This is a genomic window from Francisella uliginis (genome assembly GCF_001895265.1).
GTDB lineage: Bacteria > Pseudomonadota > Gammaproteobacteria > Francisellales > Francisellaceae > Francisella > Francisella uliginis.
Map to the genome: position 1 here is coordinate 1,842,615 of NZ_CP016796.1, position 23,473 is coordinate 1,866,087.

The following is a 23,473-nucleotide window of genomic DNA, read 5'->3' on the forward strand; positions in this document are numbered from 1 at the left end:
AACTTTTATGTAGCTTTTGCACCTATGCATCTCCTACTAAAAATATTTTACTAGTCGGTTGACCAGAAACTTTAAAAGAAATCTTTAATGCCGCAATTGTATCACTTCTTACATTGATAGATTCTTTTTTTATTTGTTGCCAATTTAGCTCAGTACTACCTCTATGAACATCAGAGTTTAAGACATATTCAATTTTCAAATCACTAACATTATTTATTAATTCATACATTGATGAGTCATTTGAGTTTTGCTTTATATACTCATATAACGAGTAGAGCTCTTTTCCATCTTTATCTTTTTCCCCATTAGCAGCAACAAAGAAAATTTCTAAAACATACTTACCTACATAATCACCAACTTTAAATTTGTTTTCTATACGGGTAGTTGTTGAGACAAAATCTCCGGTTACAGCTCCTGCTTTGACAAGATCACACTCAAAAGCGTTACATAAAACTAAATAATCATCTATTGATATATCTCTTTCTGGTGATATATTTTTTTGAAAGTTATTAACCTTAAAGATATTATTCGATGAGTTAGTCTTTAAACTCGAATTTAAACTACTTCTTTGGATTACAAGATAGTCTGTATCAGGTTCAACACAATGTATCTCTTTATCAAGACCCATACTCTTCAAATCTTCTTGATCACTTTCTCGTTGTTTACAAGCATCAAAAGACAAGGTCATACCTTCAGGTAGACTCGAAACTCCCTCAATGGGAGCCTTACCTATAGTAATAATCCCCATTTTCCCAAAAATATCTCCAAGGTTATCCCCGGAGTTATCCACAAACTGTTGGTGCAAATCTCCATATTTTGTGATATAGCCTGCATGACCTATAGAATTATAAAATATTTGCTTTACCATTAACTGGTCAGAATTTATTCTATGTTTTTCATTAAGCTTTGAATATTGTTGCTTCATATTGATATAAATACCTAGAGCCATAGACATCACTATTGCTGCTATAACCATTGATACCATTAGCTCTGGCAGGGTAAAGCCAGATACTTTATTGCTTTTTCTGACTATCACTTTGCTTTACCTCTCGCTGTATAATTTTGACTCTATCAGCGACTCCCATAGTATCATCAAAAGCAGCTATATTAATTAATTTATAGATTACTTTAACATTATTTGCAGCTTTCTTTTGTGCTTTTTTATCGGCTTTTTCAGCTAATTTTTTGATATCTGCAATACTATAAGAATTAAATCTATCCACAGACTTTTTCTCTTCTACTGGCTTTGCTTGTTTTTCTACTTCTAGCACCACTGTTTTCTTAAATTCTATACCATCTTTAGTTTTAGAATCATCAAAAACACCTGTAAGGCGATAAATATTTACTCTTTCATCAAGAATTGTAGCAATCTCATCTTTTTTATTTTCAAGAGTTATATTAACTAAGACACTATTTAAAAGAAGAAAACCTGAAGAGAGTACAAACAATAAAATCATTGCAGCAAGCATTGATTCTACTATACCAAATCCTGCTTGTGATTTTACTGCTTGTAAATTCATAAATCATTTTAGCTTATAGATTAGGCCTCTTTAAATCGACCGAAAGACATTAGCTTATCGTATCTTTTTGAGTTTCTCTGCTCAACAGACATAGCTGACAACTCCTTTAACTCGGCAGCCAGGGCTTTTCTTATGTTTGTAGCTGTTGAATCATAATCTCTATGAGCTCCACCTAAAGGCTCAGGAATAATATCATCAACTATTTCAAGCTCTTTTAAGCGATCAGAAGTTATATTCATCATTTGTGTAACTTCAGAAGCTTTCTCGGCTGTTTTATGTAAAATTGAAGCACAACCCTCAGGAGAAATTGTCGCAAAATAGCTATATTGAAGCATAAGTAGCTTATCACCAACGCCTATACCTAAAGCACCACCAGAACAACCTTCACCAATTACTGTACAAATTACAGGAACCTTCAATGCACTCATTTCAAAAAGGTTTCTAGCAATAGCTTCACTTTGACCACGCTCTTCAGCTTTGATACCTGGATAAGCGCCTGGAGTGTCAATGAAAGTTATAACAGGCATATTAAACTTCTCTGCTAACTTCATTAAACGTAGGGCTTTACGATACCCTTCAGGATGCATCATACCAAAGTTATGCTTAATTTTACTCTTAGTATCGCGACCTTTTTCTTGGCCTATAACCATTACAGGGACATTGTTTAGCTTTGCAAGACCACCAATAACAGCTAAATCATCACCAAAAGCTCTATCACCATGAAGCTCTTGAAAATCAGTGAAAACTAATGGTAAAAGATCTTTAAAATAAGGTCTATCAGGATGACGTGATAATTGTACTACTTGCCAATCCGTAAGTTTAGCGTAAGTTGATTCCATCAACTCAAGTCTCTTTTTATTTAGTTTTTTAAGCTCGCCTTCTGTCTTTTCATCCTCAAAAACATGTGACAAAGATGTAATCTTATCTTCAACTTCTTTAATTTTTGACTCAAAGTCTAAATAATTCATTTCTATTTTCTCCTTTCAAATGCAAATCAATTCATAAAAATAGCTACATGATATTCTAAAGTATTTTAATAAAATAAAAAAGATAGCAACGGATGATTTTCTAAGTTTGTTATATTCAGCATATGTAATATAATCATTCACATAGAAAATATTCTAGATTAATTTTATGCAAGATATTTCTCATCATACACCTATGATCCAACAGTATCTGAAAATCAAAGCCCAATACCAGGATATACTACTATTTTATCGTATGGGAGACTTTTATGAGCTATTCTTTGATGATGCCACTAAAGCTGCTGATCTTTTAGATATAACACTAACAGCTCGTGGTAAATCTAATGGTGGTCCAATACCAATGGCTGGTGTTCCTTATCACGCGGCAGAGAGCTATATTGCAAAAATTGTCAAAAAAGGACTTTCTATAGCAATATGTGAACAAATAGGCGATCCTAATAGCTCCAAAGGACCTGTAGAAAGACAAGTTGTAAGGATAATAACACCAGCAACAGTTTCTGAAGAAGCTTTCCTAGATACTAATACAGATAGTATTTTGCTAAGTGTTTTTGTAAAAAACAATAAATATCATCTAGCTTATACTAGCTACACTCAAGGTAAAATATTCTTATTAAATAAAATAAACAATTTAATTGAATTAAAAAATGAGGTCTTAAAACTTTCTCCTCAAGAAATTATTACTAATTCTAAAGAACTTAAAGAACAAGATATATTCCAAAAACCTATTAAAGTTTTAGAAGAATGGTTCTTTAGCAACTTTGAAGCAAAAAAACATATTTCAGACTCTCTTGATGTAAGTTTAGCAACCAATATTTTAAAGCAGTACAAAGCTGAGCAGATAGTATCTATAGGCTCAATACTTGGATATCTTGCTAGCACGCTTAAAGATACCCCGAGACATATCACAGATATTAGCTTTAACGAAGATGAGAAAATACTAAATATCGATATTAATAGCAGAATAAATCTTGAGCTTGATAATAACTCCAAAAGTAGCCTACTAAATATTATTGATAAGTGTAAAACAAGCCTTGGTAGTCGACTACTACGAAGATATTTTAGAAACCCTACTAAAGATCTAGGTAAAATACACTCACGTCATAATATTATTGATAGCTTTAAAGAGAACCATCATTTCTTAAAGCTTCAAGAAGTTCTTAGCTATATTAGTGATATTGAAAGAATAATTTCACGTGTTGCCTTAGGAACTGTAAAACCTAAAGACTTAGTTTCACTACAAAGCTCACTTAAACAGTTGCCAAAACTCAAAGCACTTTTATCTGAAAAAAAGACTAATGAAATACAAAACTTAAATAATGGCGTACATCAACTTGATCAATTGGTAGAACTTTTAGATAAGGCTATTATAGATAATCCTCCTGTAACTATCCGCGATGGCGGCGTTATTAAAGAAGGCTTTGATAAAGAACTTGATGAACTTAAAAGCATAAAAGATAACTCTTATGATTTCTTATTGAAATTTGAGCAATTACAAAAGCAAAAAACAGGCATTAGCACTCTTAAAGTTGGCTATAACCGTGTGCATGGCTACTATATAGAACTATCTAAACAATATGCCGATCAAGTTCCTACTGAATATACTAGAAGACAAACATTAAAGGCTAGTGAGCGTTACATAACAGAAGAGCTAAAGGACTTTGAAGATAAAATCCTTTCATCAAAAGAAAAAGCCCTAGCTAGAGAAAAACTAATCTATGACTCTCTACTAAAAAAAGTGTTAGAGTACTACAGCCAAATTCAACAGACCGCCGAGAATATTGCCCAAATAGACGTTCTAGCTAATTTTGCTGAAAGAGCTATCAAACTAAACCTTAAGCAACCAAGCTTTAACAATCATGGTAAATTAGATCTCAAAGAGGTTCGCCATCTTGCTATAGAGCAAAATATTGATGAACCTTTTATCCCAAATGACACTTCTCTAACAAAAGATACTCATACGCTTGAAATAATTACAGGTCCAAATATGGGTGGTAAATCGACATATATGCGCCAAGTTGCTCAGTTAATATTTCTAGCGCATTTAGGGTCATTTGTACCAGCAAGCTATGCAGATATTTGTAATATTGACACCATATATACAAGAATAGGTGCTTCAGATGATATCTCAAGTGGCAGATCTACATTCATGGTTGAGATGACAGAAACAGCTTATATCCTCAACAACGCTTCATGCAATTCTTTAGTCATAATGGATGAGATAGGTCGAGGAACTAGTACCTTTGATGGTTTATCATTAGCAGAAGCTTGTGCTGAAAAGTTTGCCAAAATAGGTGCCTTTACACTTTTTGCAACTCATTATTTCGAGCTTACGGAACTTGTAAATAAATATTCAAATATAAAAAACATTCATTTTGAAGCTAAAGAATACAAAGACAATATTTACTTTATGCACAAGGCTGTAGAAGGTGCTGCAAAGAAATCTTATGGAATACAAGTTGCTAAATTAGCAGGTATTCCTTCAGATGTTCTAAAATCTGCTAAGCAAAACTTACATAAACTCGAAAACAAGCAACCTATTATAAAAGATATCGACCAGACTCAAGCCTGTTTAAACTTCGATAATTCAAATCAATCAGATTTATTAAAAGAAAGACTTGATAATATTGATATTAACAATATAACTCCTGTTGAAGCATTAAATATACTTTTTGAACTCTGTACACGATGATTTTCATATTTTGAGTTCCTTATTTGTTTTATTGAGTACTCTTAAGCAAAGAGAAAAGTCTTTTACAGAGAAAGCTATCTTTTGAATTGCATTAATAATCATATCCAAACCATACCTAAAATAAGAGTTCTGCAACCTTCCATGCTTTTTTCTAGGAATAGGTTTTATTTTAGCATCTTTATACTCTCCAACCTTATGAGCCCATACAAAGGCTATAGATATCAAAGCTATTAACTTTGATATTTTATTAGTATCAGTCAAATGAGTATCTTCTAGATTAAATCCTCTGCCCTTAAAAGCTTGAAATAAATTTTCAATCTCCCACCTCATACCATAAATAGGTATCAGTCTCTTTATACTATTGGAATTACTAGCTACAATAAGTAGTTCACCAGTATGCGATCTAGTGCCAGATAGATAAACACTTTGGTTACAAATACTTCTTTGATCTCTAAGATCCTTATGCTCATGAACAGTTAAGTCATCAAATAGTGTTGAGACCTTAGCGCTGAAACCTCTAGTGTTAGTTGTCATAAGGTTGTTTTTGATTCTAACAACATAATCAATACTTTGAGATTCTAACCAACTTAACCAGTCTTGACCTATAAACTCTCTATCTCCTAATATACAACCAATACGTTGTTTACCAAATTTAGCAATAAACTTTTTGACTAAATCTATTCTAAATCCAGAATCAGAATTACCTCTATGATCTAATAAATCATAATATAATGGTATTGCTATACCTTCATACACAGCTGATAGAACTAGAATATTTATATCTGTTTTTCCAAACTGCCAGTTTGTCCTATCAAGAATTAGATATAATTTATCTTTAGTTGATAAAAGATGTTGTATACTGAATTGGGCTATATCATTAATATCAAACTCTACTTCCTTGAAGAAGTTTTGGATTGTATCTTATAAACAGTGATTAATCTTGTATTCTATCATCCTTGATAAAATATAAGAAAGAGATGAGACTTTGACCTTGGATTGGTTATTGAAAACCGTGAGAATCAAAAAGCTCATCTCAATCACGACTTTAAAACGCGAACGGTAGAAAGGTCATCAAAGACCGAATGTACAATCCCGCGATTATGAGCCTAATAAAAAGGATACCAAACATGACAGATAAAACAATAAAGTATTTAGGAATAGATATATCAAAAAAGTGGATAGATGTTTGCTATGGCGATAAAGGCAAAGTTAAGCGTATAGCCATGAAAAAGAGTAGCATCAACTCTTTCATAAAAAAGCATTTTGAAGAAAACGAAGCTGTTTTAGCAGTATTAGAAAGTACTGGAGGTTATGAAGTTCTGCCAGCAAAATGTTTAGAAAGCTTTGGCATAAAAGTCCACATAGCTCACCCTAACAAGGTGGTTTCATTTGCTAAAGCCATGGGATGTTTAGCAAAAACTGATGCTATAGATGCAAAAGTACTAAAGGCTTATGGTGCGTTTATTAAAGACGATGATATACGAGGCTTACCTAGCGATCAAGATCTAGAGTTGAATGCACTAAGCTCTCGCCTAGGTCAGCTTAAAGAGACTCATCATCAAGAGGCTTGTCGTTTAGGTTTGGTTAAAGATAAAATCTTGAAATCATCGAGTGAAAGAATGCTTAAATACCTGAAGAAAGAGATAGAGAAAATAGAGCAACACATGATGGCAATCATAAATGAAGATAAAGTACTAGCTAACAAGTTTGACATATTAACATCGATGCCTGGTATTGGTGCAAATACTGCCTGCTGTATTGTATGTGATTTACCTGAAATTGGCAGAATTAACAATAAAGAAATAGCTGCTTTAGTTGGTGTAGCACCTATTACAAATCAGAGTGGTATGAAAAGCGGCTATTCTGCAATTAAGTATGGTCGCTCTAAAGTACGCAAAACATTGTATATGGCTGCATTAGTAGCTACTAGGTTTAACTCTAGGATGAAGGATTTTTATAATCGTTTATTAGAAAATGGTAAAATCAAAAAGGTTGCTATAGTTGCTGTTATGAGAAAAATGCTTGTAACTCTCAATGCTATGGTTAAGCAAAATATGCAATTTAGTGCTTGATTTTCAAGACGGTAGATTCTTCTATAGTTTGACTCTATCAGATTATTATTTTTAAAGTATCTAGCTATCTTCGATAGATTAACAGTTTGAGCTGATATTAGTCCAAGTAATAGATTGCTAAAGCAAAAGACTGTTGATTTAATCTGCCAATAAATTTATGAATTTTGTAAAATATAGCTATAGCAGTAGATATTTATATTTTAACAGTTATGGATTTTTTCTTTTTAGGATTAGAAGAATCATTAGGTAGTGATAATAAGTTTGTAAAGCTAAACAAGTTAGTTACCTTTGAAAAGTTTAGGAAAACACTTAAAGGTATCTATACTCAAGATATGACAAGGCAAGGTAGACCCGCCTATGATAGTATAATGATGTTTAAACTTTTGTTACTAGGGCAGTGGTATAGTCTAAGCGATAGAGAATTAGCATCTAGTTTAAGGCTAAGAATTGATTTCATGTATTTCACAGGTTTTACGCCAACGTCTAACTTACCTGATTATAGTACTATTAATAAGTTCAGAAACTTATTAATAGAAAAGAAAAAATATAAAAGGCTACTTAAAGAATTTAACAAACAGCTAGAAGCATTAGGCTTATCGATAAATAATGCCAAAGGTGCAATTATAGATGCTACCTTAGTGAATCTGCAGGCAGACCTAATAAGCATATGGATAATCCAGTAGAAGATAGAAAAGAAGACAAAACCTCTATTCCTGATATTTCATATGGTAAAGATGTAGATGCAAGATGGATTAAGAAAGGTAATAAGAGTCATTATGGCTATAAAGTTTTTGCTAGTGTAGATGATAAGTATGGTTTCATACAAACAATACATACAGAGTCAGCAGAAGTCTATGAGGCTCATAGATTAGAAACAATGTTAGAAGATATTAACTGTAAACAGTTATTAGCAGATAAGGCATATGATACTGCTGCTAATAGAGAATTACTAAAAGCTAACAAAATTAATAATCGTGTACTTAAAAAAGCAGTTAGAAATAAACCACTAACTAAGAGACAAAAATTACGAAACATTCTTATATCTAAAGTTAGATATAAGGTTGAACAATGCTTTGGCACGATGAAAAGAAAGTTTAACTTTACTAGAGCTAGTTACTTCTCTACAGTAAAAGTAAATGCACAAGCTTTGTTAAAAGCTATATGTTTTAACGCATTAAAAGCTGTCAATTTAATGGCTTAACTAGGATAGGTGTATTCATATCGGTACAAAATGCCGATATGAAACACAAAATAAGGATTTTAAAGTCAGATTTCTCTAAAAATACTCAAGATTAAGAGACATGAAAAAGGTCTTAGATTAACTCAACAGCCTTAGCAATCTATTCTTGACTTGTGCCAATCAAATATTTTAGATAAACTTCCTGTTAGCTGATTAAGGTGCTTTTTCATCTGTTCCAAATAATGAATATATAAGGCTTTAGTCAGCTAACTCAACTTTTTTTGTCGTGTACAGAGCTTTTTGAACTAAAAAAATCTTAATTTATTACATAAGCTTTTCTAATTTGTTATAATTTTTGAGATATACACTTATAAATTTTCTAGGAAAAACTATGCAAAACAATGAAAACCAACCTTCATTCTTAATTCAAAAAGTTTACACAAAAGATATTTCTCTTGAAACTATTAATTCACCAGAATGTTTCAAAGATCAATGGAATCCAAATTCTGACTTTAATATAGACATTAATACTAAAAAACTTGACCAAGAGAATTTTGAGCTTGATTTAACTGTTACTGTAACGACAAAAAACAATGAAGCAAATGCATATATCGTTGAAGTTACTCAAGCAGGGATATTCACAATAACTAATATGCCTGAAGATCAAATTGAATCAGTACTTAATACATATTGTGCAAATACATTATTCCCTTATGCTAAGAGAGTTCTTGACTCTTCAATTATGAAAGGTGGTTTTTTACCTTTAAATTTAGCACCAATTAATTTCGATGCAATTTATATGCAGAAAAAAGCTCAACAAACTGAGCAACCAACTCACTAATAACGACTAAGAATATATAAATGAATAACTCACAAAACAGTTTTATCAAGATTCTAGGATCTATAATGATTATCGTCGGCACTATGATTGGTGGCGGCATTTTAGCTTTACCTATAATCACAGCAAAACTTGGTTTTGTAATTGGTTCTATACTTATAATTTTAGTATGGAGCATAATGACTTATACTGCTATTGTTATAGCGGATATTTCTTGCTCTATGCCTTATGGAAGCAGTTTTAAAACAATCGCTGAGAAATATCTCGGCAAAGCTGGCGGCGTTGTTGCTAGTATAGCCTTTCTTGTGTTAATGTATTTTATAAGTACAGCATATATTTCTGCTGCGGCATCATCCTTATCAACAACATTTCCAAACATCAATGAGAACATATCCTCTTTACTTTTTGTAATTATCTTTGGAAGCATTGTAGTACTTGGAACAAGGTTTGTTGATTATGCTAATAGATTTTTCATAATCCTAAAAATACTTGTCCTAGTAATATTGTGCGTTGTTTTTAATAAATATATAGAAGCAAAGAACCTATTTGTAGCTCCTGTTGATCTTGGAGCATCACTTGTTATTGCAATACCTGTTTTTACAACTTCCTTTACTTCTCATATCATTGTACCTGCTTTATCTGATTATCTTAATAAAAACGCTAAAGATATGAAAAAGATAATTATAATTGGCAGCATTATACCTCTTATATTATACATAATATGGGTTTCTACAATCTTAGGTGTATTACCTTTGCATGGCCCTGTAAGTTTTATGGATTCGATATTTAATCATATTCCTGTAGATAAAGCTAATATTGGAGATATCTTAACGGCTTTAGGCGATAAAGTCAGAACCCCAGTTACATCAGCTGTATTACATATATTCACATATGTTGCAATTATGACATCTTTTTTAAGTGTTAATTTATCATTATTCCACTTTAACCTTGATACATACAAGCTATATAAAGCAAAAAAAATTATTGGTTATTCGATAGCTACACTTTTAACATTTGCTGTACCTTTAATTATAAATCAACTTGATCCTGACATATTCATATATGCCATGACGTGTGTTGGATTATCAATTGCTGTACTACTGATGATAATGCCTGCTCTTATGGCTCTTAAAATTAATAATCTTGGTGAAACTTTTAACTATAGCGTATCAAGGTATAAAAGCTTATGGCTAATTTCCTTTACATCTGGTGTAATAGTTATACTATGCGTTATAATTTAAGCTAATTATTCAACATGTCTAATATAGAGCATATAAACAACTTTCTAAATAACCTTTTATACCTTAAAAACTACTCTAAAGAAACTATTAACAACTATAAAAGAGATTTAATCCAACTAAATAATTCTCTGGATGATAGACCTATAATAAATCTAAGCTACAATGATATCTCAATATGGATAAAAAAACTTCATTCTCAAGGAAATTCAAGTAAAACTATACAACGCAAAATTAGTTCTATTAGAAGCTTTTTCAATTTCTTGTTAAATAATGAAGTAATAGCAAAAAATCCAACCTTAGGTATAAAAGCACCCAAAGGCGAGAAGAAACTTCCTAAAGCAATAAACATAGATGAATTAGCATATTTACTTGATATAGCTCCATGCAATGATCTTGAAGCTAGAGATATTGCTAGCTTTGACCTTCTATATAGCTGTGGTATCCGTATTAGTGAGTTATCTTCAATACAAATCAAAGATATCAATATGGGAAATAAAAGTGTTCGAGTTATTGGTAAAGGAGATAAAGAAAGAGTAGTATATTTTGGTTCTAAAACACTAATAAGCCTAAAAAGATGGCTAGATATTAGAGGCTCTTTTAACCCACAATCTGATTATCTTTTTATTTCCCAAAATGGTACTCACCTTACAAATAGATCTATTCAAAAAAGATTAGAAGTATTTGCTCAAAAATATGCGACAAAACATATACACCCACATATGCTTAGACACTCTTTTGCTAGCCATGTTTTAGATTCATCTAAAGACTTACTTGCGGTAAAAGATTTATTAGGGCATGCTGATATTTCTAGTACACAAATTTACACACACCTAAACTTCCAACAATTAGCAGATGTTTTTGATAATACTCATCCTCGAGCAAAGAAAAAATAATGATAGTAAATATTCTCGACCAGTCAACAATAAACCATATTGATAAACTTATAGAAAATAGCTTTGAATATAATCATTCAAAAGCAGACAAATATCTTTATTATGATAATAACATACTAAAGCTTTCTAATAAAAACCAAGAGCTATTTATTGATTTCAACAGTAATGAAATTCTTAATAGAATAGATCCAAAATCAAAAAAATGTAGTGTTGTTCAAGCCATAGAAGGACGCTCAAAGGAAAAATTAAGAGTCTTAGATACAACAGCCGGTTTAGGTAGAGATACTTTTACCCTAGCATCTAGAGGACATCTAGTTACTTCTATAGAAAAAGATATTTATATATATTTGCTACTTTATGATGCCTTACGCAGAGCATCGCATGTTGACTCTATCTCACACATAGCAAAAAATATTACATTAGTTAATTTAGATAGCAATAAATATATACTAACTACTAATCAGATATTTGATTGCATATACGTTGATCCAATGTTTCCTCCTCGTAGAAAAAGTGCAAAAGTCAAACAAGGTATGCAAGTTCTACACGAAATTGCATTTAATGATGAAAACCATAACTCTCTACTTCTAAAAAATATTCTTGAGACAAAAAAAGCTAAGAAGGTCATTGTTAAAAGACCTATACATGCTGGACTTCTTTGTAATAAAAAGCCCTCTTCGCAGCTTAAAGGAAAAACTAATAGATTTGATATTTATAGTTTATAAGTACCTATTTCTCTTCACATTTGTATAAGAGGTAACGAGTAAAATACCGGCAACAAACAAACATACCGCTGAAGCCCAATAATAAGGTATAAATTCTTGAATATGCGCAGGAGCTGACTTAATAGCCATAGCTGAATTAGCATAGCTTACAGCATAGCTAATAAATTCTACGGCAATAAATAATAAACCACCAGACATCCTAAACGCAATTAAAACAGAGCCTATGACAAATAACATATAACATAAATAATCAAAACTAAATAAAACTTCATAGTTAATTATTGCAGGATTTATATATGTATACATCAGTATTACCCATGCCACTACAAATACTATAGATATTGCTAGACCTACTATTTGCTTATTATACGATGCAGCTTCATACTCAGGATTTTTAAACCAAACAAGTCCAGCCAAGACTGACACAATTATCTGTGCAGATAAGTAAATAAGAGAGCTTGATAGACCATATTTGCCATAAATAAAAACTTTTATTGCTAAACTACATAAAACTAAAATCCAGGCAAACCTTATTTGCTTAAAAGCAAAAAATGCAAAACAAAATAAAAGAATGTTTGATATAAAATCATAAAGCACATAATCAAGAGTAATCATATCTTTCCCACAAGTTTTAACAATGAAATGATTATTATTAATATAAAAACATATATAATGATAAATATAAAGTTTTTTAGAAATTAAAGATATATGAATTATTTAAAAAATATTTCAACACTGATAATTGTTAATTTACTAATTATTAGTATTAGCTACGCAGATGAGAGTATATATACTTGGAAAGCAAAAGATGGTAGCACTGTATTTTCACAAACTGCTCCTATTTTCGAAGAAGAATATGAAGAAGTTGGGGTACATTTTAAAAATGAAGTTGACGCAAAATCCCCAGCAGAGAAACAATTAGCTTCCCTTAAGCAAAATAACATGTACATTCAAGAGCAGACAAATACCATCTCTGCTAACGATAATAAACCAAATGGAGTTTTGAATGTTAAAATAATTTCTCCTGCAAATGGAGAAAATAGATTTATACACAATGAAAAACTTTCAATAGTCTTAGAGCCTACTCTTACAGGTGAAGACCATCCTATTTTTGTTTTAAATGGAATACCGACCCCAGCCCACTTTGAAAATGGTGTATGGAAAGTTAACAGGCCTAATCCTGGACCAGTTAGTATTGCTGTCAGGGGCAGCACTAAAGATCATAAAACTATAAACTCAACTCAAGAAACTAACTTTAACAGAAAACAAGTCTTTGGCAGGTAAAATTCATTTACAAATGCTTTTGATTATAAATAATTTTATATATACTTAAGTTAGGTATTACATCAAAAGCTTAATAAATGTCAAAATTTAATAAAACCATCTTAACTTTGATATTTGCAACATACTCCACTTTAGTTTTTGCAAATGATGGTACATCTCAAGTCTACTCTTGGCGATCAGAAACTGGGAATGTAGTTTTCTCAGAAACAAAGCCAAGTGGCAATGTTGATTATAAAGTTATAGAAGTTGGTAAGCCAACCGTAATAAATCCTCAAGGTAAAAAAAGCATTGCCAAAGCTGCTAGCAACTCAAAAACTGTGAATATCAACCAATCTGACGTACAAAAACTTTCAAATTCTCCTCTAGCTGAAAAAAATATGCAAACTCTTGGGAATGATAATCAAAATAGTGATTTAGAAGTCAAAATAATATCTCCTAAACAAGATGCTAATATTTTTAATAAAGAAGAAAATATTCCTGTAATAACTACACCTGAAATTCCTCAGGATGATAAGCCTATATTTGTAGTAAATGGCTCAACAATACCAGCAAGCTATCAGAAAGGACAATGGAATATACCAAGACCTAATCCTGGAGAGGTTAAACTAAGTATTGCAGGACAAACATCTAGTGGAATGGATATTCACTCAGTAAATGAAGTTACATTTTTCGTTAAAAATGGCTGGTTAGCGCAGTCAGTAAATAATCAAGCTCATAAGCCTGTATATTCATCTTAAAAACTTAATCTTTTTCCCATTCCACATGTATAAACTTCTCTGGATTTTTTTCTCTTAAATGTCTTAGATTAGGGCAATTAGATGTATGAATAACAACTCCTTTTGAAACACTCATATAACCTTGTATCTGGTCTGGGTATACCGGCTGACAACATTTAGCTAACTCATATTTCATACCATCAAAGCCTGAAACAAGAATTTTTAAGGCTTTTGGTTTGCCAACTGTAGCTCTAGATTGCTTCTTAATAAGTTTTTCTTCTGCTGAATAAATATCAATAATATGATTAACTATACTATTGATTCTAACTGTGCCATTCTCAATAGCAGCGAATAAACTATCACTGCTCTTCATATTAAACTTAGAGGCAACTTCTATAAAATCAATTTCTTTAAGATCATAACCTCTAAGCTCTTTAGTAAGTCTATCTTTACCAAGAGCTATATTGTCTTCTTTATTTTGCTCATTAAACCATTTTATAACTCTAGACCTATTACGAGCTGAAGATAAATATCCTAGCCCTTCAGAGGCCCAATCTTTACTTGGATTTGGTTCTTTCTGGGTTAGAATCTCAACCTTATCACCTGTGCTTAACTTAGTTGTCAGTGGGACTATCTTGCCATTTAGCTTAGCTCCTTTAGTACGGTGTCCAACCATTGTATGAACAGAGTAAGCAAAATCTAAAACAGTAGACCCTTCCGCTAGATCAATTAACTCATTCGCTGGAGTAAATATGTACAGTCTCTTATTAAGTTCTTTAGTAATGTCGCTATCATCATCGTTAATCTCTCTTTCCCATTCTAGTAGAGATCTTAACCATGCTACTCTTGCTTCATATGAAGCATCAAACTTAACTCCCTCTTTATAACGCCAATGAGCAGCAAAACCAAGCTCTGACTCCTCATGCATTTTATGCGTTCTAATTTGTACTTCGACATTTTGATCTTGATAGTGTACAACTGTATGTATTGATTTATAACCATTGGGTTTTGGATTTGCAATATAATCACTAAACTCTTCTGGTATCGGAGAAAAAAGATTATTAACCTCTGCTAAAACTTTATAACACTCATCAACACTATCTGTTACAACCCTGACTGCCGTAATATCATATAGTTCATCAAGGCTTTTATAATTTTTCTTTTTTAACTTCTTATATATGCTATATATATGCTTAACTCTTCCCTGTATAGCATCATTTAAACCATATTTTTTCAAAGCTAATTTTAGTTGAGCTATAACATCATTTAAAAAACTTTCTCTTTGCTTACGAGTTAGCCCTAGTTTTTTAGCAATTTCTTTATACTGATCTTGTTGTAAAAAGAAAAAAGCTCTATCTTCAAGTTCCCATTTTATAGCACCTAACCCAAGCCTATTCGCTAAGGGTGCATAGATATCTAATGTCTCACGAGCAATGACACGCTGAGTTTTAGCATTCAAAGATTTTAGGTGTCGAATTGTACATAACTTATCAACAATTTTGACAAGCACAATTCTTACATCTTCTATTATCGTCAATAGCATTTTTCTAAATGTATCAATTTGCTCAAGAGAAATATTATCTGAGCGATACATTCTAATCGCTGACATCTTACGAGCACCTTGTAGAATTTTAACAACAGTTGCGTTGGTTGTCTGCTCTACCTCTTCATCTGAAATATCTCCAAAATTATATAATTCATAGAGTATTCCTGCCGAAACAGATTCTTCATCAGCCTTAATCTTAAATAAGACATATGCCATTTCAATAGCATATAAGAAAGAGTTAATCCCAGTAGGATGTCGTATTGACTCAGCATTTTTTACTTTCAAGAGCTCTAATGCTGCAGCTATAATTCCAAACTTATCATCACTATAAAAGCTTTTAAGCTCAGAAATTAAGAGCTCATCCCTTATCCGACCATCACTGTCTAAAAGTTTAGAGTCAATAACCTGCATAAATACCCACTTTTTATATAAAAATACAAAGTCAATCTATAAGCCGGGTTCTGTAATAAACAGTCATTTATCTAGGTTTACTGTCACCAGTAAACTCAAGCGACCTACCCTGTTACTGCGCGAGCAACGCATTAGTAACGCTATTTGGTCTTGCTTTAGATGGGGTTTACAATGCCACTGAATGTTGCCACCAGTGCGGTGCGCTCTTACCACACCTTTTCACCCTTACCTTAAAAAATTTAAGGCGGTATATTTTCTGTTGCACTTTCCGTAGACTCACGCCTCCCAGATGTTATCTGGCATCTTGCTCTATAAAGCCCGGACTTTCCTCACTTAATAAAAGCGCGACTGTCCGATTAACTTTGTATTTATTAGTTTTCTCTAACTTTTGTTAGTTCAATAGCTTTATTAGATTTTACCGAATTATATTCTTCCTGCAAAGCTGATATTTTAGAATTATAATGTTTTTTTATTTTTATAATCTCAGACTCTAAATTCATCCTATCATTATTTAATTTTAGACGACATTGATTATATTCTTCTTGTAGGTTTACCCTATCATGTCTGACAGCTTGAATAAGCTTAAATAACTCAACTAACTCATCAGAGAACTGATTAAGTTTTTCAACACTAAAACTCTCTACGCTAGGAGTTTTTTTATATCTATAGTTGGTAGATTTATTCACCATATTAGGTTTCTTTTTTATATCAAAGCTAGGTTTCTTCATAAGAAAATAATTAAAAGATTTAAAAGTTAATGAAATTATATATGTGGTAATCTATCAAAGGCTACTAATAATTGCAATCCTATAATACTCAAGCCGCTAAATAATATTATTATAAGGTATATTTTACTTATAAAGTTATTTCTCAACTGCTTTGTTCTAACTACCCAAACCATCATAGCTGGCTGAACTACTAGTAAGACAGCTACAAATATACTTGCATAGCCTAAAGCCGCTATAAAACTATTCACAAAATACATTGCAAATATTAACGGAGGCACTAATGTTATAACAAGGACTAAAAGTTTTTTGATTTTTCTCTCAGTATCAATGCTATAAAGATCTCTATTAAAAGAAAATAATGCTAATGCAACACCTAAGAAAGATGTGATAATTGCAAAATTTTCAAATAATTTTATAAAAATTAATGAACTATGTTGGCCTAAATTTTCATAAGCTGCTGCTAGAGTTTTTCCTGTAGCACTAAGCTCAATAAATCCTCCTTGACCATATAGACTCACAGTACCTAAAGTAGCCACAACCCACACTAAATAAATAAGTAGAGGCGTAAGAGCTCCTATTGCAATAGTTCTTTTAAAAACCCTATCATTTTCAAAATAATTTCTAATTGCTGGAATAACAATATGAAAACCAAATGAGGTAACAAGGATAGGTATAGCAAACCAAATATATCCTTCACCTAATGACTCTCCTTCTAAAAGAGTAACTTGTATACTCGGAGCAACAAAGGCTATAAACAAAACAAATGCTAGGATTTTCAGGCTTAAAAACAATTCATTAACTCTAAAAACAATTCGAATACCTTTATATATAAAAAAACCAAAAACTAAACAAAATAAAGCTTTTGCCACATTAACATTAGCCAATCCAACCCAGCTAAATATATATGTTTTAAAAAGTTGACCTCCCATAAAAATATAAGCAGTAAGTAACGAATATAAAAGCAATAAATAAAAAACTAAATTTAATACTCTACCGGGCTTACCTAATATATTGTTAGCAATCGAATCCATATCCGTGCCTAAAGGCTGAGATATATTTGCCTCAACGATTAGTAGAGCTGTTGCGTACATAATTATCCAAACAAGGAATAAAGCCATCACCGCATAGTTAAAACCTACTGCTGCTACTGCAAAAGGAATACCTAACATTCCAGCTCCCACTGCAGTGCCGGCTATTATAGCTACTGCTCCTACTTGTTTCACAAATGAGACATCTTTCATCAACAACTCTCTTTAAAGACAAAATTTATAAAAATAATTAAATTATAACAATAACAAATATTTAAAGTCATTAAAGTTCATAATCAAAACTCAATTTTATATTTCATGTTAAGTTGATTTTTTTACTCTATACCTCTCAAAAAACCGAACATTACATATTAATGCATTAATAAACAACCCTTTTAACTATCAAAAATTAACAAGATGTATCAAATTTAACAAACACACAAACTCCTAAAAGTAGTTATCATATAGGGTTCTAATAAAGTTATTTTATTTTTTTGAAGATATTTAGAATAAGTTAATAAACAAAGGGTAAATGAATGAAAAGTAAATTTAAACTAACTCCATTTTTAGTATGCTCACTAATAGGGATAGGATCTTTCTCTATAGCAAATGCAGCTGATGCATGGTCAGAATCTGATCTATCAACTTACGTTGCTGGATCTGTAGTAACAGATAATGGTAAAGCATACCAGTGTAAAACATGGCCAGCATCAGGATGGTGCCAACAAGCAGCTTATAGACCAAGTGGAATGTATGGTGAAGATGCATGGTTTGTTACGGAAAATGAACCTGTTACGCCAACGCCAACTCCTGCACCAACTCCTGCACCAACTCCTGCACCAACTCCTGCACCAACTCCTGCACCAACTCCTGCACCAACTCCTGCACCAACTCCTGCACCAACTCCTGCACCAACTCCTGCACCAATAGGCTACCCTAGTTATGTAGTTGGACAAAGCTATAGTGCTGGTGATATAGTTAAAAGCAATGGTAAGCTTTATCGTTGTACATCTCCTTCACGATGCTCTGGTTCATCATATATGTATAGACCAGGTAGTGGTCAAAATTGGGAATCTGCTTGGGAAGTAGTAAACCAAGAAGCATATCAAGGAACAGTATCCGTAGCAATTCCAGCTAAACCTGACTTTATAAACTCTGAAAAATTAGCTACCGTTCTAATTCTTAACGCTAATGGTCAAGCATTAGCTGAATTAACAAATGCTCAATGGGGTTCTACTACCAATCTAGAAGTACCTCTAGAAAACTCAATAGAGAGTATTACGATAAAAGTTCCAGCTATTGATGGAGCTAACGGTTCTGCTAGTCCTTCGGCATTTAAGCTTAGTAATCAAAGCAATCAATCAGTTTCCATCAAATATGAGAATCCTCAACAAGAAGAGGGATCTGTTAAAATTGATACTAAAGCTGATGTCTCAGGCAATACGGTTGCTTCATATGCTCTTACAGATTCTAATGGCAAAATTGTTAGTGATGGTTTCGTTAAAATAAATAGCTCTATCACTTTGAACAATATCCCATCATCTAGTGAAGGAGTTAACTATACATTAACTGTCAGTGACTTTACTACAGGAGAGCATAACTACACACCTAGTCAAGCTACATATTCAGTTACCGTTCAAAATAATAGTACATCAAATGTTAACATCAACTTTGAGAAAGATGCTGTAAATGATAAAGCAATGGGTATTATTAATATTGATGCTAAAGCAGATGTTATAGGCAACCCAACTACTCACTATTCTCTAGAAGACTCTACTGGGAAAATTGTCAAGGCAGGAAATATTGAAGTAAATAAACTTACAACTTTAAAAGATATTCCATCATCTGAAAATGGTAACATGTATATTTTAAGGATAACTGAATTTACTCAAGACGGATATATTTATACACCAAATCAAACATATCCTGTAACGGTTTATAATCATAATTCTTCAAATATCAATATAAATTTTGAAAAAGAATCTGTACCTGTTGTAGAGGGTGAAGGCTCTATTAGAATAGATGCTAGCGCAGATGTTATAGGCAATCCTATTACAAGCTATACGCTTACAGACTCAGAAGGTAACTCTGTTGGTAGTGGTGAGCTTGAAATAAACAAGTCAACAACTTTGGATAATATACCATCATCTAGTGAAGGTGTTACTTATACACTAACGGTAGCAGAGTTTACTGAGAATGGATATAAATATACTCCTGGTCAACCTTATTCTATAACTGTTTATAACCACAACTCTTCGAATATTAGTGTTGATTTCACAAAAGAAGCTGTACCTACAACAAATATTTCTATAAACGTATATGGAGATCAGCTACCTCAAGATAGCACTACAACCCTAACTTTATCTAATGAAAATGGTGAGTCTAAAGAATTAGCAATAAACAATAACTCTGTAATTGATACTCAAGTTCCAAAAGATGGTACTACATGGACTGTTGTCGTTGATTCTGTCGAAGGATATGACATATCAGTATCTCCTACATCTTTTGTTGCAGACCAGAGTGCCCAAGGTATCAACTTAACAGTTGAAAAGCTAGAGACAGGATCTACATTAGAAGAGCTTCTACCTTTTAGCGAATTTGAAGCTATGTTCCCCAACGCTACAGATGGTGCTTGTACGGCAAAAACTGATGGTATTAGAGGATTATATGACGGCTTAATTGCAGCAGCAGCTGGATTCCCAGCTTTTGCTAACCCTAATGCTCTACCAGATTCAATTAATGGTAAACTTTTATCACAAGATGATAAACTTATAATTGCTAAAAGAGAGTTAGCTGCATTCCTTGCAAATGTATCACAAGAAACAACTGGCGGATGGCCTAATGCACATAATGGAGGTCAATGGGCTTGGGGATTGTGCTTCACTGAAGAACAGCATTGTGTTAAATATCCAGGAGAATGTGATTACACTAGTCCATCATACCGTTCTGTAGCTGGAGTATCTTATCATGGTAGAGGTATGATACAACTTTCTTGGAACTACAATTATGGACTATTTGGAGACTACTATAATAGCCACATTGCCAATGGTAATAATGTCGATCTAGTTGCCCATCCTGAGTTAGTTCTTAAGGATAACAAAATTGGCTGGACATCTGCATTATGGTTTTGGATGACACACCAATCACCTAAACCATCTGCTCATGATGCTATAACTGGTTTATGGCAGCCTAGTGCAGATGATAAAAGCAAAGGTCGTGATGTTGGTTTTGGTATGACCATCAATATCATTAATGGTGGTATAGAGTGTGATACTGACCGTTCATCTACCGCTGAGGCAAAAGCTCAGGGTAGAATTGCTCATTTCGAACGTTATACTGGAATGCTAGATACTGATATGGGCAACAAAGACTACCTAGATTGCAAAAACATGAGACATTACTAAAAAAACAATCTATCTAGTCTATAATTTCTTTCTTGATCTTAGCGGATAATATCTGCAAACTATCTGCATATTTTTTCTAAAGATTTATTTTTTATATGAGCCTTCAAAGAAAAGCTATATTAGCTCTTTTTATAGTTACTATATTTTGGGGAGCTACTTTTCCTCTTATAAAGATTTCCCTAGCTTATATCTCCCCAGGATTATTTGTAACATTTAGACTTAGTCTTTCATTATTATTTTTTATACCTATCATCATGAAAGCAAACTTTAAACATAAAAAATATCTGCTAAAAGTCGGTGCTATTTTTGGCTCTTTAGAAGGTTTAAGCTTTTACTTCCAAACTCATGGCCTATATACAGTATCATCAAGTGAATCTGCTTTTCTTACTGCATTGAGTGTTATTATGATTCCGTTTATTGGTAGTATTTTCAAACTTGATCGTTTAACTATTTATAGTGTAGTTGCATCATTTGTCTCGCTATTTGGAATATATGCTCTTTCTGGAGCTAGTTTCAACAACTTTACTATTGGATATCTTTGGTCAATACTATGTGCATTAGCTTATGCCTTATCTGTAGTTTATCTAAGTTATGAAACTCGAAAAGATGGCAATACTGAAATATTCAAAGATTTACGCTTACTTATAATACTACAAATAGCCTTTGGCATACCTATCCCCCTTATTTCAGATATACCTTTTATGCATTTACAATTAAACTATATTTTACTAGTTTCTTTGGCCTTCTGCTCAATTACAACTATTGTTTGCTACTACCTACAAAATACCTATCAAAAGTATTTAAGCATGGCAGAAGTAGCTGTAATATTCTCATTTGAACCCATCTTTGCGACTATTTTTGGTAGAATAATTAATGATGAGAAAATATACTTATCCACGATCATTGGAGGTCTATTGATACTCACAAGTTATTTTATAATTGAATTTGGAAATAGAAGAAGGCAAAAAGGAAGATAATACCAATATAAATTAATATATAGTTAATCCGAATGACTTATGTAAAATAAAACCTGTCATTCCGGACTTGATCCGGAATCTCCTAGGCAAAGTGAAGAGATCCTGAACCAAGTTCAGGATGACCGCATAAAAGTACACAATACAATCGGATTGACTATATTTATAATAACATAGTTTATGTCTGATTTGTGATCTTGATGTGTCGGTAATAGTAAGCCTATTAGCAAATATTAAAAGTATGAAAATGTTATGAAATGCAAAATGAGAAAGTAGAACTTGTATTGGAATTGATATAATTAAGCTCTTGGATCAAAATTCATCTTTTCTTGCATTTGTTTGTAGAATTCTTTTTTCTCATCAGTATCTGCAGGAGGTAATTTAACATCATAAACTATATAGAAGTCTCCAGTGCCAAGACCCTTGCCTTTTATACGCATTTTACGACCTGACTGACTTCCTTCTGGAACCTTCATTTTTTTCTTACCATAAGGTGTTTCAATCTCTAAACTAGTTCCTAAAGCCGCTTCCCATGGTGCGATATTTATATGCTCATAAACATCATTACCATCAACCTTATAATTTTTATGATCTACTATTTCTATTTTTATATATAGATCACCCGCTGGAGCATTTGCCCCAACACCTGCACCACCTTTACCTTTAACGCGAAGTTTTTTACCATTACCTATCGCTGGTGGTATATTTACATCAACACTCTTATGTTGCATAGTAGGCATACCGTTAGCACCGGCTTCTTGATAGCTATAAGATACTGAACGTTTACCACCTTTTATAGCATCCTCAACATTCAAACGTAATGATATATCTATATCTTCACCTTTACGAGCTCTTGGTTGGGCACCACCAAAGCCGCCACTAGGACCGCCACCACCAAAAAGATCACCAAAGATATCACCTAAATCTTCGAAGTTAAAGCCTTGAGATCCTCCTCCTTGAGAGAAACCACCAAAGCCTCCTCCAGGACCGCCGCCGCCAAAACCACCTTGCTGAACTTTATCCCAGTTTTCACCATATGTATCGTAAAGCTTTCTTCTTTCCTTATCACCTAAAACATCATATGCTGTTTGGATTTCCTTAAACTTATCCTCTGCCCCTTTCTCTTTATTAACATCAGGATGATATTTTTTTGCTAGTCTTCTATATGCTTTTTTTAAGTCAGCATCTGAGGCATCCCTACCTACCCCAAGTAAAGAATAATAATCCGCCATATTTTA

The 23,473-nt window shown here is 32.6% G+C and carries 21 protein-coding genes, 1 other RNA gene and 1 pseudogene; 12 read left to right on the forward strand and 11 right to left on the reverse strand.

Features of this window, described 5'->3' with window-relative positions; translation table 11 throughout:
- Positions 1–22: 22 nt before the first annotated feature.
- From F7310_RS08535 to F7310_RS08545, 3 genes are read right to left on the reverse strand one after another with little or no spacing between them, the layout of a single operon-like run.
- The gene (locus F7310_RS08535) at positions 23–1,036 is read right to left on the reverse strand and encodes a PilW family protein (protein ID WP_072713181.1); all 1,014 of its coding nucleotides are present in this window, start codon (positions 1,034–1,036) and stop codon (positions 23–25) included.
- On the reverse strand, positions 1,014–1,520 hold the full coding sequence (locus F7310_RS08540) for a pilus assembly protein (protein WP_072713182.1): 507 nt from the start codon (positions 1,518–1,520) through the stop codon (positions 1,014–1,016). The genes F7310_RS08535 and F7310_RS08540 overlap by 23 nt, the downstream gene beginning before the upstream one ends.
- Positions 1,521–1,540: 20 nt before the next feature.
- Entirely contained in the window at positions 1,541–2,488 is a 948-nt protein-coding gene (locus F7310_RS08545) for an acetyl-CoA carboxylase carboxyltransferase subunit alpha (protein ID WP_072713183.1), read from the reverse strand.
- Positions 2,489–2,654: 166 nt separating this feature from the next.
- Between F7310_RS08545 and mutS the strand changes: the two genes are divergently transcribed.
- Positions 2,655–5,195: a DNA mismatch repair protein MutS gene (gene mutS / locus F7310_RS08550; RefSeq protein ID WP_072713184.1), complete on the forward strand. Its 2,541-nt coding sequence runs from the start codon at positions 2,655–2,657 to the stop codon at positions 5,193–5,195.
- A 3-nt stretch (positions 5,196–5,198) separates the two neighbouring features.
- Here mutS and F7310_RS08555 read toward each other — a convergent pair whose 3' ends face one another.
- Positions 5,199–6,110, reverse strand: coding sequence for an IS4 family transposase (locus tag F7310_RS08555; RefSeq protein ID WP_084645155.1), 912 nt, complete (start codon positions 6,108–6,110; stop codon positions 5,199–5,201).
- Positions 6,111–6,322: 212 nt separating this feature from the next.
- Between F7310_RS08555 and F7310_RS08560 the strand changes: the two genes are divergently transcribed.
- The gene (locus F7310_RS08560; protein ID WP_072711322.1) at positions 6,323–7,267 is read left to right on the forward strand and encodes an IS110 family RNA-guided transposase; all 945 of its coding nucleotides are present in this window, start codon (positions 6,323–6,325) and stop codon (positions 7,265–7,267) included.
- 14 nt (positions 7,268–7,281) lie between these two features.
- On the opposite strand, the pseudogene F7310_RS10865 reads toward F7310_RS08560, so the two are convergent.
- Positions 7,282–7,407 (reverse strand): annotated as a pseudogene (locus tag F7310_RS10865) (IS4-like element ISLpn9 family transposase); the annotation flags it as partial.
- 69 nt (positions 7,408–7,476) lie between these two features.
- Between F7310_RS10865 and F7310_RS10705 the strand changes: the two are divergent.
- The 6 genes from F7310_RS10705 (at position 7,477) to F7310_RS08590 (ending at position 12,144) form a co-directional block, all read left to right on the forward strand.
- Positions 7,477–7,950 carry a transposase gene (locus F7310_RS10705; RefSeq protein WP_236939859.1) on the forward strand — a complete coding sequence of 158 codons (474 nt, stop codon included), beginning with the start codon at positions 7,477–7,479 and terminating at the stop codon, positions 7,948–7,950.
- Entirely contained in the window at positions 7,935–8,468 is a 534-nt protein-coding gene (locus tag F7310_RS10710; RefSeq protein ID WP_236939860.1) for a transposase, read from the forward strand. The genes F7310_RS10705 and F7310_RS10710 overlap by 16 nt, the downstream gene beginning before the upstream one ends.
- Positions 8,469–8,838: 370 nt before the next feature.
- Positions 8,839–9,288, forward strand: coding sequence for a protein-export chaperone SecB (gene secB, locus F7310_RS08575; protein ID WP_072713185.1), 450 nt, complete (start codon positions 8,839–8,841; stop codon positions 9,286–9,288).
- A gap of 20 nt (positions 9,289–9,308) precedes the next feature.
- Positions 9,309–10,526, forward strand: a complete 1,218-nt coding sequence (locus tag F7310_RS08580) for an amino acid permease (protein WP_072713186.1) — start codon at positions 9,309–9,311, stop codon at positions 10,524–10,526.
- Positions 10,527–10,540: 14 nt separating this feature from the next.
- A complete protein-coding gene (xerA, locus tag F7310_RS08585) occupies positions 10,541–11,419 on the forward strand; it encodes a site-specific tyrosine recombinase/integron integrase (protein WP_072713187.1) in 879 nt (292 codons plus the stop codon).
- Entirely contained in the window at positions 11,419–12,144 is a 726-nt protein-coding gene (locus tag F7310_RS08590) for a class I SAM-dependent methyltransferase (protein ID WP_072713188.1), read from the forward strand. The genes xerA and F7310_RS08590 overlap by 1 nt, the downstream gene beginning before the upstream one ends.
- Here F7310_RS08590 and F7310_RS08595 read toward each other — a convergent pair.
- Positions 12,139–12,759, reverse strand: a complete 621-nt coding sequence (locus tag F7310_RS08595; protein WP_072713189.1) for a hypothetical protein — start codon at positions 12,757–12,759, stop codon at positions 12,139–12,141. The genes F7310_RS08590 and F7310_RS08595 overlap by 6 nt on opposite strands.
- A 93-nt stretch (positions 12,760–12,852) precedes the next feature.
- On the opposite strand from F7310_RS08595, the gene F7310_RS08600 reads away from it, so the two are divergent.
- On the forward strand, positions 12,853–13,428 hold the full coding sequence (locus F7310_RS08600; RefSeq protein ID WP_072713190.1) for a DUF4124 domain-containing protein: 576 nt from the start codon (positions 12,853–12,855) through the stop codon (positions 13,426–13,428).
- Between the two features lie 77 nt (positions 13,429–13,505).
- Positions 13,506–14,165 (forward strand): DUF4124 domain-containing protein, encoded by a 660-nt coding sequence (locus F7310_RS08605; RefSeq protein WP_072713191.1) that lies wholly within the window; start codon positions 13,506–13,508, stop codon positions 14,163–14,165.
- Between the two features lie 4 nt (positions 14,166–14,169).
- Here F7310_RS08605 and F7310_RS08610 read toward each other — a convergent pair whose 3' ends face one another.
- From F7310_RS08610 to F7310_RS08625, 4 genes are all read right to left on the reverse strand, one after another.
- Positions 14,170–16,101 carry a RelA/SpoT family protein gene (locus tag F7310_RS08610; RefSeq protein ID WP_072713566.1) on the reverse strand — a complete coding sequence of 644 codons (1,932 nt, stop codon included), beginning with the start codon at positions 16,099–16,101 and terminating at the stop codon, positions 14,170–14,172.
- 23 nt (positions 16,102–16,124) lie between these two features.
- An RNA gene (gene rnpB, locus F7310_RS08615) (RNase P RNA component class A) lies at positions 16,125–16,465 on the reverse strand.
- Positions 16,466–16,472: 7 nt separating this feature from the next.
- On the reverse strand, positions 16,473–16,829 hold the full coding sequence (locus F7310_RS08620; protein WP_072713192.1) for a hypothetical protein: 357 nt from the start codon (positions 16,827–16,829) through the stop codon (positions 16,473–16,475).
- 35 nt (positions 16,830–16,864) lie between these two features.
- Positions 16,865–18,070 carry an amino acid permease gene (locus F7310_RS08625; protein ID WP_072713193.1) on the reverse strand — a complete coding sequence of 402 codons (1,206 nt, stop codon included), beginning with the start codon at positions 18,068–18,070 and terminating at the stop codon, positions 16,865–16,867.
- 323 nt (positions 18,071–18,393) lie between these two features.
- On the opposite strand from F7310_RS08625, the gene F7310_RS10415 reads away from it, so the two are divergent.
- Both F7310_RS10415 and F7310_RS08640 read left to right on the forward strand, forming a co-directional pair.
- Positions 18,394–21,261 carry a glycoside hydrolase family 19 protein gene (locus tag F7310_RS10415; protein WP_084645223.1) on the forward strand — a complete coding sequence of 956 codons (2,868 nt, stop codon included), beginning with the start codon at positions 18,394–18,396 and terminating at the stop codon, positions 21,259–21,261.
- A 95-nt stretch (positions 21,262–21,356) separates the two neighbouring features.
- Entirely contained in the window at positions 21,357–22,238 is an 882-nt protein-coding gene (locus tag F7310_RS08640) for a DMT family transporter (protein ID WP_072713194.1), read from the forward strand.
- Between the two features lie 296 nt (positions 22,239–22,534).
- Here the strand turns inward: F7310_RS08640 and F7310_RS08645 are convergent, their stop codons facing one another.
- Complete coding sequence (locus F7310_RS08645) at positions 22,535–23,467, reverse strand: DnaJ C-terminal domain-containing protein (protein WP_072713195.1); 933 nt, start codon at positions 23,465–23,467, stop codon at positions 22,535–22,537.
- Positions 23,468–23,473 lie beyond the last annotated feature (6 nt).

What these genes read in the sequence shown, in the direction of transcription:
- F7310_RS08620 (WP_072713192.1), bottom strand. Translation starts at nt 16,829, where the DNA reads ATGAAGAAACCTAGCTTTGATATAAAAAAGAAACCTAATATGGTGAAT.
- xerA (WP_072713187.1), top strand. Translation starts at nt 10,541, where the DNA reads ATGTCTAATATAGAGCATATAAACAACTTTCTAAATAACCTTTTATAC.
- F7310_RS08545 (WP_072713183.1), bottom strand. Translation starts at nt 2,488, where the DNA reads ATGAATTATTTAGACTTTGAGTCAAAAATTAAAGAAGTTGAAGATAAG.
- F7310_RS08595 (WP_072713189.1), bottom strand. Translation starts at nt 12,759, where the DNA reads ATGATTACTCTTGATTATGTGCTTTATGATTTTATATCAAACATTCTT.
- secB (WP_072713185.1), top strand. Translation starts at nt 8,839, where the DNA reads ATGCAAAACAATGAAAACCAACCTTCATTCTTAATTCAAAAAGTTTAC.
- F7310_RS08645 (WP_072713195.1), bottom strand. Translation starts at nt 23,467, where the DNA reads ATGGCGGATTATTATTCTTTACTTGGGGTAGGTAGGGATGCCTCAGAT.
- F7310_RS08600 (WP_072713190.1), top strand. Translation starts at nt 12,853, where the DNA reads ATGAATTATTTAAAAAATATTTCAACACTGATAATTGTTAATTTACTA.
- F7310_RS08540 (WP_072713182.1), bottom strand. Translation starts at nt 1,520, where the DNA reads ATGAATTTACAAGCAGTAAAATCACAAGCAGGATTTGGTATAGTAGAA.
- F7310_RS10705 (WP_236939859.1), top strand. Translation starts at nt 7,477, where the DNA reads ATGGATTTTTTCTTTTTAGGATTAGAAGAATCATTAGGTAGTGATAAT.
- F7310_RS08590 (WP_072713188.1), top strand. Translation starts at nt 11,419, where the DNA reads ATGATAGTAAATATTCTCGACCAGTCAACAATAAACCATATTGATAAA.
- F7310_RS08610 (WP_072713566.1), bottom strand. Translation starts at nt 16,101, where the DNA reads ATGCAGGTTATTGACTCTAAACTTTTAGACAGTGATGGTCGGATAAGG.
- F7310_RS08580 (WP_072713186.1), top strand. Translation starts at nt 9,309, where the DNA reads ATGAATAACTCACAAAACAGTTTTATCAAGATTCTAGGATCTATAATG.
- F7310_RS10710 (WP_236939860.1), top strand. Translation starts at nt 7,935, where the DNA reads ATGGATAATCCAGTAGAAGATAGAAAAGAAGACAAAACCTCTATTCCT.
- F7310_RS08605 (WP_072713191.1), top strand. Translation starts at nt 13,506, where the DNA reads ATGTCAAAATTTAATAAAACCATCTTAACTTTGATATTTGCAACATAC.
- F7310_RS08640 (WP_072713194.1), top strand. Translation starts at nt 21,357, where the DNA reads ATGAGCCTTCAAAGAAAAGCTATATTAGCTCTTTTTATAGTTACTATA.
- mutS (WP_072713184.1), top strand. Translation starts at nt 2,655, where the DNA reads ATGCAAGATATTTCTCATCATACACCTATGATCCAACAGTATCTGAAA.
- F7310_RS08560 (WP_072711322.1), top strand. Translation starts at nt 6,323, where the DNA reads ATGACAGATAAAACAATAAAGTATTTAGGAATAGATATATCAAAAAAG.
- F7310_RS10415 (WP_084645223.1), top strand. Translation starts at nt 18,394, where the DNA reads ATGAAAAGTAAATTTAAACTAACTCCATTTTTAGTATGCTCACTAATA.
- F7310_RS08625 (WP_072713193.1), bottom strand. Translation starts at nt 18,070, where the DNA reads ATGAAAGATGTCTCATTTGTGAAACAAGTAGGAGCAGTAGCTATAATA.